Genomic DNA, 13,052 nt, shown 5'->3' with positions numbered 1-13,052 from the left:
CCTGTAACTAATATCAAGAGGTCTTTCGATCATATTTTTAGCCATGTCTGCGTTAGTGAAACTCCTGCCAAATGGAGGCTTGCATACATTCCTGTTTTATTTTCTGATTTTCAAATCAGCGTTCCATTAGCAGCTATATCTTTTACATAACTGAATATTTATATCTTTCTTAGATTTATGTGTAACATAATATACTTTATTTTTGAAAAAAATTTTTTTGAAAAATTAATTTACGTGTTATTACTGGGGTAATTCGAGAGATATCAAGTTAGTGTGTGCTAAATATTGCAACAAATATTACTTATTATAAATTAAAAATTTCAAGATTTTTAATGCCATTTAATCAATAGGAGGGCTGGCAATAACTAATGTTGTCTAAGTTTATGAAAAAGCTTAAATCTAAATAGTATTAAGTAATACACTAAAATTTTATAATTCAATGCTAGTTAATAAAGTTACTAAAGATACACTAGACAAGATTTTAGCCCTTCAAATAGTAGTTGCTTGGGCTGGAGAGGGAGTTTGTGACCCCAAGCGCCTTGACTGGTGGCGTACAGACTTAATTGATGAAAATGGTGGCGGTGACTTATTGCAGCGGCTCTTTCCCAAGACGCATCAGTGGGCATCCTTACAAGCAGTACGACAGGCGGCAATCCAGCAAGATCGGCGTAAACGCTTAGATATGGCGAAGCCTGATGCTGTAAGAACGCTGTTTTTTTGGGGGTTTTCCGTTGATGAACAGTTAACAGAACGACTCGCTTTCCACAAGCAGAGCGGGGCCAAACCTTTAGATGTTTTACCTTTTCTTTTGGATATTTATCAACCCTTTTCTCAGGCTGACTTTGAAGAAGCTATTAGTATTCCGCAGCAAAAGGTGGATTTTAAAGTAGTTCCTAGTGGACGGGAAATTTTTGGTGAAATGCTCAAGGCATTAGACGAATGTGCTAAGAAGCTGGCATTTGCACTTTTGCCAATTGTAGAGAGCTATCCCATGCCGTTTTACCGTGTGGAGGAGCAGTAAATTCGATGGCTACTAAAGTCATTCAGCGACAGCGGCAACTCCCCCATCCAGTAGCAGCCCCATCTATGTTTCATGGCAAAGAAGTCAGTCAATTTCATACTAGATTACTACGTACATCTTTAGCACTTGAAGAAAGCCGCGCCTACTGGGAACACTTCAGAATAGATATACCTAGAGAACAACGGGCAGTTATTGCTTTTGAAGAACGTTGGTTTGGTAGTAAAAGCATGGCGCGTGTTCGCAGCCTACTAGTAGAATTCAGCCATCGCTTTGAAGCCTATCCAATGTCCTTGGCAGTTCTTAAACATTGGCAACCTAACGATCCCACAACTCGCCAAAATATCTGCCATTGGCATATGCAATTGAGCGATCCCATCTACCGGAATTTTACTGGTGTTTTTTTAGAACAGCGCCGTCTACAACCTAACTCTGATATTGACCGAGACATAGTGGCACGTTGGGTAACTCAGCAGCTGGAAAGTGAGTGGTCTGCTGCAACAACCTTTCGTATGGCGACTGGTTTAATCGCTACGGCGGCGGCGGCGGGGCTTTGCTCGGAAAACTCAGGGATGCGTAGCCTCAAATATCCCAAGGTGACTGATGAAGCTCTAGCCTACTGGTTGTATTTTTTACGTGATTTATACTTTGAAGGTTCGCTCCTTAGTAATCCTTATTTCAACTCTGTTGGTTTATTTGACAGCTTTTTAGAACAGAGGTTGAGCCGTCTGCCAGGGTTATCATTTACCCGCATGGGAGATCTTTATGATTTTGGCTGGCATTATGTTGACCTGAAATCTTGGGCAATGCAAATCCTCTCTGGAAGAGACTACGCCAATGAAGCGAAGTGGGAGGAACAGGCATGATTGGTACTTTGCTTGACCTGCAAATGTCTGCGGTGCAGGCATTACGCAACGACTTGCTCGATGAAGGTGGCCCCAAAATTAGCACAATGCGGAACTACCGATTTGCTATTCTCCTTTACGACCCCCGTGAAGAATTTAAACTTCGCGCTCAGATTCGGATACTAACAGATGACCTAAAGGGACAAGGTTGGAATGTCTTAGGAGTATCCCTTCAGCGCTTGTTTTTAGACAGACTCAAGCGAGAAGAACCAAGGATTTTAGAAAGTATTATTCGCACAGAGTATCGTCTCTATGCCAAAGACCCAAACCGGGCGCTGAATCATTTAAAAGACAAAATTGCACTTTACATTGAAGGGGCTGAGGGGATTGCCAAAGATGTGATTGCCTTAATTGATGATTTTTCAGATAAACATCCAGGTGAAACCAATCGCACCTTAATTTTTTTGGGACGTGCTGGAGGGCTGTATCCTTTTTTTCGCTCATCAGCACTGCTTAAACATATTGATGGTAAGACAAACAACTTGCCTGTTGTTCTCCTTTATCCAGGGGAGAGAAGGGATTTGAATGCCCTGTCCTTTATGGACGAACTGCCTTCTGACCGGGACTATCGGCCTCGAATTTACTCATGACTGACTTTATTACTACAACTACTAAAGAGGTGATGACATGCTAATTAAGGAAATCTTTGCTGCTGATGTCACCCGTAATATTGCCCCAGTCATTTATTTCCATGAGCAAAAACCTGCCAAGGTCTTAGAAGAAGTCTCGGAATATATCATCACAGGCGGTTACCCAGAAACTGACCCCCGGCACAAGCGTGTGCAGTCAGGAATTCACGAGCAGTTTGTGAAGCTGCTCAATTCTATGGCAGAAGAATTACAGAAACCTGGTGGCGCTGAACTACCAGCATCCTGGATTTCGGGCTTCTACGGCTCCGGAAAATCGAGCTTTGCCAAACTTTTAGGGCTGGCTCTCAATGATATGGTATTACCGGATAATCGAACGGTGGCAAGTGCATTGCTAGCGCGGGATGATTCTCCTAAAGCCCAAGAGTTTCGAGATGCTTGGAATCGAGTTCGCGGTCAAATCGATCCTTTGGCTGTGGTCTTTGATATTGGTGCCGTAGCAAGAGATGACGAGCATATCCATTCAGCTGTCAAGCGAGAAGTACAAGCACATCTGGGCTACTGCACTATTAGTAATTACGTCGCTGATTTAGAACTGAAGCTTGAATTAGATGGTAAATGGCAGGAGTTCTTAATTTGTGTAGAGCAGACTTTGGGAGAACCTTGGTCAAAAGCGAAGGGCGATCAGTTGGCTGAAGAAGCTTTCTCTGAAGTTATGCACGCTATGTACCCTACTCGTTATACTGACCCCATGAGTTGGTTTGATAGTCGTGCTGGTGCCCAAACGGGAATGGGAACTTCGCCCTCGGAAACGACTAAAGCCATCATTAATATGCTCAATCACCGCGCTTCTGGTAAAACCTTGTTCGTTGTAGTAGATGAGGTAAGCCAATATATACACCAGAATACGGAGCGAATGCTCAAACTTCAGTCGTTTGTTTCTGATTTAGGGCAAAAACTGAAAGGACAGGTATGGTTACTGGCAACAGGGCAGCAAAAGCTGGAAGACAGTGAGGATGAAAGCAACATTGGTAAGCTCAAGGATCGTTTTCCACCGAAGCTCAGAGTTCACCTTGCACCTACCAACATTCGAGATGTTGTGCATAAGCGGCTTTTGAAAAAAGCTGCCTCAAAAGAAGCCGAACTGCGATCGCTTTTTGCCCAGCACCGTAGCGACCTCAAACTCTATGGCTATAAGTGCGATGCCATCACTGAAGAGGATTTTCTTGAAGTATATCCCATGCTGCCTGGTTACGTAGATTTACTGATGCAAATCACGTCAAATCTGCGTACTCGTTCCAGCCGTGCTAAGGGAGATGACCATGCCATTCGCGGGCTACTACAACTGTTGGGAGAATTGTTTCGAGAACAGAAATTAGGAGAACAAGAACTGGGTGCGTTGGTCACTCTCGATAGTATTTATGAAGTGCAACAGTCAGCTTTAGATGCTGATGTGCAAACTACGCTAGCACGGTTGTTTAGCCATGAAGAAGTTATTCAAGACGAAATGGCGATCAAAGTGGCAAAAGCCGTAGCACTTTTGGAGTTGATTCAGGAACAAGAACCAACAACTGTAACTTTAGTTAGTCAATGTCTTTATTCGCAGTTGGGAATGGGCAACAATGAGCCAAAAATTACAGCAGCCTTAGAAAAACTGCGGGGATTAGGGCTACTTTCCTACTCTGACAAACTCGGTTATAAAATTCAAAGTTCTGCGGGGCAAGAATGGCAGCGAGAGCGAGATAATCACAGCGTAATTCCTGATGCTATTAGTTCGATTGTGGCAGACAAGTTGAAGTCATTGTTAGGCAATGTAGAACGCCCCCGCTACAAAAACAAGCCGTTTCCTTGGTTGGCTATTTATAGCGATGGTCGTCAGCGACAGGATGAACGTATTCAAGGTTCAAACGATCCAGCAGTGCTGACGATTGATTTCCGCTATTTGACTAATAAAGACGAGCGAAACCCTACATCTTGGATACAAACTAGCGATCGCTCAAATTTCCGCGATCGCCTAATTTGGGTAGTAGGTAATTGTGATAATGTAGCAGCCCAAGCACGAGAACTGGCTAAATCCCGGCACATCATCAGTAAATATGAAAGTCGCAAACAATCTCTTGCTAAAGATAAGCAGAACTTACTTTTCGAGGAGCAAAGCCGCTGTGAAAAGCTAGAGACGGACGTGCAAAAAGCGATCGCTCAATCCTTTATAGATGGTGAAATCTTCTTCCGAGGGCGACAAATCGACAAGCAGCAACATGGTACAACTTTCACCACTATGCTGGGACGCTTAGGGGAAACCATTCTGCCGGATCTTTACAGCCATTATGTAGATGTAGCGGTTACTCCCGGTGAATTAGCGCAACTTTTAGAGCCGAACTTATCAGGCCCATCCCACAAATTTATGAAAGATGGGCTGGGCATACTCGAACTAGATGCAGGTAAATATATGCCCACCTGTAGCGGTGAAGTTCCTTCTCGGATTGGGCAGTATATTCAAGACCAAAATGGGGTTTCTGGTAATGTGTTGCTAACTCACTTTGGCGGGCCGCCCTACGGCTATCCCGCAGATGTGGTGAAGGCTTGCTTGGTGGGTTTACTCCGGGCTGCTAAGGTGCGGATTCGACCCGAAACTGGCCCAGAAATTACATCAGTGCGTGACCCTGGTGCTAAGGATATGTTCACTAAAGACAGGGACATCAAACGGGCTGATTTGCTACCTCCCAATGAAACCAGCATTACCCCGCGTGACAAAATTGCTATTTGCAAGTTCTTCAAAGACTCATTAGATGTTGAACTGGATCGGGAAAATGATGCGATCGCCGATGCAGTTTTCCAGCAGTTCCCCGGTCAGGTCAAACGATTACAAGAATTAGAACGACGGTACAATCGACTACCAAACCGACCAAATTTACCCCCAGCTTTAGTCAAGTTACGCGAATCCCTGGAAAAGTGTACCCGTTCTCGCCAAGTTGAAGACACTGTAATTGCAGTTAAGAAAAATCTCGATGCACTGCGAGATGGGATTCAAGAACTGGGTATTTCCTTGACAGATTTGACAGATAGTGCTGTAGATGCCGTAACTAAGGCAGTTAATATTCGGGATAACCAAGTAGCGCAACTCAAGCAGATTGAGCGTTCGGCAGAAATTACCGAAGCGATCGCAGCTTTGGCAGAACAGCTAAATAGCGATCGCCCTTGGCGAGACATTAGCAGCTTAGAACCTCACTTACAAGCAATTGAACAGCACTACAAAGTCGTGCGTTTGAGCTTGATTGAAACGCAAGAACAGCAAGCAAAAGCCATTCAAGGGCAGATCAAGCAACGCCAAGGCTTTCTCAAACTGAATGAAAAACAAGGAGAATACGTGTTGCGTTCTATCCAAGAAGCGACCTATGACACAACTCAGGATGCACTCTACCCCAGCTTGCTAGAACTCAAAGATTCAGCATTGATTAAGCTGCAAAAAGCTGAAAAGGCTGCAAATACAAGCCTTGATAATGTTTTGTCCGAAGTTACTGAAGAACAAGTAGTGCAGCTACCCCTAAATCTTAGTGGTCGTGAAGTCAGCACAGAAGCAGAAGTTGATGCACTAGTTAACCAGTTACGAGAGCGGCTGTTGGCTCAACTCAAACCCAATACTCGCATTCGCTTGTCCTAAACCTTCCTCATTATCCAGCCAGCAACCCCAATGTCTTATCTCACTCCTGAAGCTAAATCCAAATTATCCAGTACAATTCGTGCTTTAAGAGAACGTTTGCTCACTGATTTGCAAAACGCTATAGAAAGCACCTATCGATTATCAATTAAAACCTTAAATAAGGCGGGATTAGCAGAAGAGCAACAGGTAAAACGACAACGCTTAGAACAATGGCTGGATGAGCAATCCCGTAGTCAGGGTAAAAGTAAGAAACAAGAGTCGGAGATACGCGATCGCTATTTGAAAACAGCAGTCAAACTCGCAGCTGCAACCTTGCTCAATCGGCTGGTAGTAATTAAGCAGATGGAAGCGCAGAGCTTAATTAAACCTGCTGTATTAACAGGAGGTTGGCAGAGTCGGAGTTATCGGGAGTTTAGAGATTTTGCACCAGACTTGTGCAAGGATGAAACCGAAGGATACGGAACACTGCTGCAATTACTCTACGATGAACTGGCACAGGAGTTGCCAGGTTTATTTGGCAATGTCGGAGTTACAGCACTATTCCCAATTCCCGCCAGTACCTTGAGAGCAGCAATTGAGGCTTTGGATGCTGCTGAATTAAAAGATGTTTGGCTCGATGATACAACTTTGGGGTGGGTTTACCAATACTGGAACGACCCAGAACGAGAAGCCTTAGATGCCAAGCTAAATGGGGGTGGGAAAGTAGAACCCCATGAAATTGCTAGTAAAACCCAAATGTTTACAGAGCGTTACATGGTGGAGTGGTTACTCCATAACAGTTTGGGGCAGATGTGGCTAGCAATATGCAAAAAGCACGGTTGGACGGCTGAGGTTGAAGCTGATGGAACTTTAGCTCGTTTGGAAGCAAGGCGCAAAGAGTGGCGAGAAAAGCGCGAACGAGGAGAAGTGGCTTTAGATGCGTTAATGCCAATTGAACCGGGAATTGAAGAAAATTGGAAATATTGGGTTCCCCAGCCATTAACCGCAGATGCAGTCACTCATGCACCAGAGACTGTGCGATCGCTCAAAATTTTAGACCCTGCCACCGGCTCGGCTCATTTCCTGGTAATTGCCTTTGGGTTGTTATTTACACTTTACCAGGAAGAGGCCAGGCATCGGGGGGAAAATTGGAGCGATCGCCAAATTGTTGAGTCGATTTTAGAGAATAATTTATATGGTGTTGATATCGACCCCAGAGCAATACAAATTGCGGCGGCGGCGTTGATACTGAAGGCGCGGCTACTTTCTCCCCAAGCAAGTCCTAAACATCTGAATTTGGTTGCATCTAATCTTCAGTTGGCTTCTTTACCAGCAGATGACCCAGCGTTGGTGGAGTTGCGGCGAGAGGTGACAGAAGCCACGGGGATTCCAGAAAAGTTGACAAATCAGATTGTATATGCTTTGCAGGGAGCAGATTATTTAGGAACGCTGTTGAAGGTAGATACCGCGGTAGATGCAGCAATTAGCGAGTATGAAAGCCAGTTTAAACAGGTGATTCAGGGGGATATTTTTACAGGCTTTGGTGAACAAAAATCAGACTTCAATTTTCAGCAGACGAAAGCTTCTTTACTCGATAAGCTTGAGCAATTTCTCTCAAGGTGTACTAGTGGCGATGATTTGGGCTTGCGGTTGCGAGGTGAGCAGTTAGCAGCAGGTATCAGATTTATCCGCATAGTACGTGAGAATAGTTACGATTTAGTGATTGGTAATCCGCCGTATCAGGGAACGAGTAAGATGGCGGATGCTGGATATATTACGAAGAATTACCCAAAAGGAAAGGCGGATTTGTATGCAGCTTTTTTGGAACGGGGTTTGCAATTAGCAAGAGTTGGGGGTGTGTCTGCGTTGTTGACGATGCGGAATTGGATGTTTATTCAGCAGTTTACGCAGATTCGGGAATATTTACTCAGCAATTTTGATTTGAGATTACTAGGAGATGTAGATAGAGGTGCATTTGAGGAAGTAGTTGATGAAGTAGTTGCAACAGTTATGAGTCTGTTTCAAAAAGCAACACCAAATAAAGCATGTAGTATAGCAATTCAGCCAACTCCATTAGATGATAATTCACGAGATAGCGGACGAACAAAGCGGAAGCGGGCAGCAGTTTTATTACAAATAGGGCGGTTTGAATTTTGGAGCGATCGCTTTGAGGTTATCAAAGAAAAACCTCTTATTTATTGGTGGAAACAAGATTTTCTTAAAGACTATGCTGAAGCACTTAAGCTGTCAGAAGCTGCTCCTGTTAGAGCAGGAATGCAAACGTCTAACAATATTAGATATCTCAGAACTCCTTGGGAAGTTGCTTTTGCTAGTTTTGATAAAAGGATGGAATCAGACTTAAGTGGTGAACTGTTTACCTACAAGTGGGTTGGATACATAAAAGGTGCAGCAGGAAAAAGTTGGTTTGAACCATTAGATACGCTTATCTTATGGCAAAATTCAGCTCTTGAAAAACAAGTTGCTTACGATCATTTAGGTTCAAAGGGAGGTGGTAACGGAACCCCAAGTCGTCAATTCTACTTCACTATTGGAATTGCATTTTCCATGATTGGAAGTTATTTCTTAGCACGTAAGCATCGGTTTAGAAGTGTTATTGGGGATAAAGGAGCTTCTGTTTTTCCAAATAATCCATCTGCGGTTACCTGTTTACTAAACAGTAAGTTAAGCCGTAATATTATGGCTTCTCTTAATCCTTCAGTTAGCTTTCAAGTTGGCGATGTTAACCGCCTTCCTCTCTTCCCCATTGAATCAGCAGACGAAATCTTTACCCAACTTGACACAGCCTTCACTGAACACGAAGCCGCTCGCGAAACATCTGTAGAATTCAAAAAACCAGGTGCATCCGCTTGGAAATATGCTCAAGAGTGGGCACAAACAGCAGTAGACCGTCAATCGGGTACACCTTTACCAAACTATGAACCCGTCTACGAACAACCACCCGCAACCAATTTTATATCCTATTCCATCGGCGTAGCATTAGCGCGATTTAGTGCAAATGGCGAAGGTATCCTCAACCAAGCCCCCGCAACTGCACTCCCTCACGGCATCTTTTATCTTTCCGCCTACTCTGAAAAAGACAGCTTAGAACATCCAGCTTGTAAACCCATTCAAGAAACTTGGCACGAGTACGGCTCAATTATTGCTAAAGGAACCCAACTTCGCAAATGGTTGCGGTTATCCTTCTTTAAAGATGTTCACTTGGGGATGTACGAAAACCACCCAATTTACTTTCCCCTTTCATCCCAACGGAAAAATTTTGTTGCTTTTATCAGCATTCATCGCTGGGCTGACAACACATTGCAAACCTTATTAGCAGATTACCTCATCCCCGAACTCAGCCAACTAGAAGGCGAACTCAACGACTTGACCACAGCCAGACATCAAGGCGATAAAAAAACACAAACAAAAGCTGAAGAACGTTACAGCGAAGTCCAAAAACTCCACGAAGAACTCAAAGCATTTATCGACTTAGTGAGACAGTGCGCGGAACAAGGGCCATCCCCAGCCAATGCAAAAGATATTAAGCGCGAAGTTGATGCTCGTTTCAAAATGGATTTAGACGATGGTGTGATGGTCAATAGTGCAGCCCTCTGGCCTTTACTTGAACCCCAGTGGAACCAACCTAAGAAATGGTGGTCAGAACTCTGCAACGCCCAAGGTAAAAAAGATTATGACTGGTCACATTTAGCCGCCCGTTATTTTCCTCAACGGGTTGATGGTAAATGTAAAGTAGATCCTTCCCTCGCCGTAGCCCACGGCTGCTTTTGGAAATATCACTCAGCTAAAGCTTACGAGTGGGAACTGCGTTTGCAAGATGAAATTTCTGAGGATTTCACTATTGATGAACAAAATTCTGATAGTCTGCGCCAAGCCTTTGCTAAAGAAAATCCTCAGCTAGTGCAAGAAATTATCGAGAAAGAAGAGAAGCGACGGGAACGCAAACGTAAAAAAGAAGAAACCCAAGAAGAAGATTTCGGCCCTCTGTTTGAGCAAGAAGAGGAGGAAGCCGCATGAGTCAATTAAGTCCAATTACCACAGTTTTAGAAGCAGAACTGAAACGGGAACTGCGTCAACGTGGTATCGTTATTTGGCTAGATAAAGACGGGTATTACAACAGTTATGTTGATGAATTAATCACCCGTTATCACCGAGGTGATTTTTTTGCCCCAGTCGTTGCTTTTCGCGGCAGTTACTTAGAGATGGTACTTGCCCTGGAACCCTATGGCAATGGGCTTGATCCCGAACCGTTGTTAATTCATATGCCCGGCCATACGGAAGAAACCATCCGCAAAACTCCTATTCTGGAACTTTACCGCGCTGGCTACCGTTTCCGCAAAGCCTTTGACACATTAATTCGAGAAGCTGTCACAGGGCGCATTAACCCTGCTAGTATCGAAAACTACCTTAACAATGGTATCACTGATTTACAATCTGCCGAAGTGTGGCTGCAAAATCACCTTTCCCAACCCCAAGACGGACTAGCGGCTTATTTAACAAATCTTAGTTTAGAGTGGATTGTAGACGGTATCCTGGGCGAAGACAAAGTACTGCTATCAAGAATCAGCGACCAAACTGCCCTCAATACCTTAACAGAACATCTTTACCGTCACACAGGGATGAACACAGCCTTTGTGTGCTTCTTTCACGGCGACACTCCGCTATCTTTCCTCGACCTGGGCGAAACCTTTGCAGCTTGGTTAATGTGTGTTGAGTATGTCCATGACCTCAACCGCCCACCTCATCTTGAAGCACTTCAACCCCTGACCCAACTTTCTCTACCCTTGCGAAAAACCTGCAAGCAACTGGTGGAATATCTGCGAAAACGCCATCCAGATATTTATGCAGCCAAAGCAGCAATTGTAGAATCCCATTTGGAACAAGAACTGAATCAAATTAGCCCCGAAGACTTGGGACAATTTGAAACCTTCCAATGGGAAGAAACAGCCATTTTACAGAGTGCTGTACAAGCACTGCTGAGTGGGGAATTTCAGAAAGCCTTACAATGGTCACAATCTCGCACCGAGTCTGCTTCATTTTGGCTAGAACGCGATCGCACTGCGAGGTTAGAATGGTCATTAATCAAAGATGCAGCCACTTTGGGCTATATGATTCAAGGTTCAGGGCGGCTGAAGAGCAAACAAACCCTGCGAGAAGCTTTAGACTACTATACACAAACTGGCTGTGAAGTAGACAAAGCACACCGTCGCTTTGAGCAGCAGCGGTTAAAACTCCTAGAACCCACCTTACCCCACTTCGCCCAACTCCTAGAAGCTGCGGATAAACTTCGTTTTCAGTACCGCAATTGGGCAGATACGCTGGCGCAAGACTTTGCCCTTATCTGCACCACAGAAAGCTTTTTACCCGATGCTGAACTCCAGCAACGCACTCTCTACGAGCAAATAATACACCCCCTCACCCAAAGTAACAAAAAAGTTGCTTACTTCCTTATTGATGCCTTCCGCTACGAAATGGCAACAGAACTTATCCAGGAATTTGAGGGTGCTGGTACTACCGTAACGCTGAAAGGGAGATATGCCGAATTACCCAGCATCACCGCCGTTGGCATGAACATCCTGGCCCCTGTTACCCAAAATGGTCGGGTAATATTAGCGGGTAATGATGGTTTCAAAGGTTTTAAAACAGGTGAGTATACTGTACGCAAGCCTGATGAGCGAGTCCGGGCAATGAGTGAGAAAAGTACTGATAATATCAGTGCAGGTCGTAGACGAGTTCGGGGGCTGACTTTGGCAGAGGTCTGCAATTGGTCAACCACCAGCCTCAAACAAAGCTGTGCTAATACCAATCTTGTAGTTGTTCACAGTCGAGAAATTGACGATGCAGGCGAAGCTAATGTAGGTTTAGCAACTTTTGAAACCTGGCTGCAACAAATCAAGTCAGCCTGGAACCACCTCAAAAGTATTGGTATAAATGAGTTTGTATTTACCGCCGACCACGGATTTCTCTTGCAAGACCAAACCACCCAAGAAAAACCCTACCGTGACTCTAACCGCCGTTATATTCTTGCCAAAGAACCGCGATCGGAAGAAGAAATGGTAACGGTTTCTTTAAACGCCCTCAAATACGAGGGGCAAGAAGGATACTTACTATTCCGTAAAGATACTGCTGTTTTTAGCACAGGCATTCCTGGTGCTAGCTTTGTACATGGTGGCAATAGCCTGCAAGAGCGAGTAATTCCTGTACTCACAGTATCCCATCGCCATCAATCTCATTTGGCAATGGTGAAATATCTCATCGAAGCCAAACCAGAGCCAAGTATTTTAGATTGTAGCCGTATTCGAGTGAGGGTTAAGCCCGCGCCTGTTGCCCAAGGTGTTCTTAGCTTCGTAGGGGCCAGGGAAATTAATGTCGCCTTGCGCGTGCCAGAGCGACCTGATATCCAAGTTACGATTAAGGATGCCCCTGGTGCAGAAGTCAAAAACCAGCAACTCCAAATTGCTGTTGAGGGAGGCTGGGTTGAGGTACTTTTTGACCTCAAGGGACAGCGAGATGAGCGTGTCCGCTTGGAAATTTACCACCCAGACGGTATTGAAGATGTAGAGTCAGTAGTTCCTCAAACTTATTTCAATGTATCTGGGTCGTTCCAGGGTGAGGTTGCTGCGGCTACCGAATTACCCAAAAATACTGACTGGCAAGATAGCTTTGCGGATGAAACCGTTCGGCGTGTGTTCCTCCACTTGCAACAACACGGCTCAATTACAGAACCAGAGCTAAATCAGATTCTGGGTTCAGCTAGAATGGTGCGGCGCTTCTCCTTAGATTTTGAGGAACACCTCAAGAAAGTTCCTTTTTCAGTCAGGATTGAAACTACTAGTAATGGTAAGCGCTACGTCAAGCAAAATTAAGAAATTAATGTATAAAAG

6 protein-coding genes are annotated in these 13,052 nt (G+C 44.5%); all 6 read left to right on the top strand.

Translation table 11 applies throughout. The features are described 5' to 3' along the window. The first annotated feature begins 439 nt into the window (after positions 1 to 439). Genes brxE through pglZ form a run of 6 tightly spaced genes read left to right on the top strand, consistent with a single transcriptional unit; the run spans position 440 to position 13,034 of the window. Complete coding sequence (brxE, locus tag AACU25_RS35400) at positions 440 to 1,021, top strand: BREX-6 system BrxE protein (RefSeq protein ID WP_096585018.1); 582 nt, start codon at positions 440 to 442, stop codon at positions 1,019 to 1,021. 5 nt (positions 1,022 to 1,026) lie between these two features. Beyond that, positions 1,027 to 1,884 (top strand): BrxA family protein, encoded by an 858-nt coding sequence (locus AACU25_RS35395; RefSeq protein WP_096585016.1) that lies wholly within the window; start codon positions 1,027 to 1,029, stop codon positions 1,882 to 1,884. After that, positions 1,881 to 2,513, top strand: coding sequence for a BREX protein BrxB domain-containing protein (locus AACU25_RS35390; RefSeq protein ID WP_096585014.1), 633 nt, complete (start codon positions 1,881 to 1,883; stop codon positions 2,511 to 2,513). The genes AACU25_RS35395 and AACU25_RS35390 overlap by 4 nt, the downstream gene beginning before the upstream one ends. Positions 2,514 to 2,550: 37 nt before the next feature. Then, a complete protein-coding gene (gene brxC, locus AACU25_RS35385; protein WP_096585011.1) occupies positions 2,551 to 6,171 on the top strand; it encodes a BREX system P-loop protein BrxC in 3,621 nt (1,206 codons plus the stop codon). 30 nt (positions 6,172 to 6,201) lie between these two features. After that, positions 6,202 to 10,185 carry a BREX-6 system adenine-specific DNA-methyltransferase PglX gene (gene pglX / locus AACU25_RS35380; protein ID WP_096585008.1) on the top strand — a complete coding sequence of 1,328 codons (3,984 nt, stop codon included), beginning with the start codon at positions 6,202 to 6,204 and terminating at the stop codon, positions 10,183 to 10,185. Further along, complete coding sequence (pglZ, locus tag AACU25_RS35375; protein WP_096585005.1) at positions 10,182 to 13,034, top strand: BREX-6 system phosphatase PglZ; 2,853 nt, start codon at positions 10,182 to 10,184, stop codon at positions 13,032 to 13,034. The genes pglX and pglZ overlap by 4 nt, the downstream gene beginning before the upstream one ends. Positions 13,035 to 13,052: the final 18 nt, after the last annotated feature.

It is taken from the genome of Tolypothrix tenuis PCC 7101 (assembly GCF_963874875.1).
GTDB lineage: Bacteria > Cyanobacteriota > Cyanobacteriia > Cyanobacteriales > Nostocaceae > Aulosira > Aulosira tenue.
Note: the sequence above shows the minus strand (reverse complement) of the source record. Positions and strands in the feature narration are given on the sequence as shown.

Coding starts and splice junctions, on each gene's coding strand:
- brxE (WP_096585018.1), top strand. CDS start 440: ATGCTAGTTAATAAAGTTACTAAAGATACACTAGACAAGATTTTAGCC.
- AACU25_RS35395 (WP_096585016.1), top strand. CDS start 1,027: ATGGCTACTAAAGTCATTCAGCGACAGCGGCAACTCCCCCATCCAGTA.
- AACU25_RS35390 (WP_096585014.1), top strand. CDS start 1,881: ATGATTGGTACTTTGCTTGACCTGCAAATGTCTGCGGTGCAGGCATTA.
- pglX (WP_096585008.1), top strand. CDS start 6,202: ATGTCTTATCTCACTCCTGAAGCTAAATCCAAATTATCCAGTACAATT.
- brxC (WP_096585011.1), top strand. CDS start 2,551: ATGCTAATTAAGGAAATCTTTGCTGCTGATGTCACCCGTAATATTGCC.
- pglZ (WP_096585005.1), top strand. CDS start 10,182: ATGAGTCAATTAAGTCCAATTACCACAGTTTTAGAAGCAGAACTGAAA.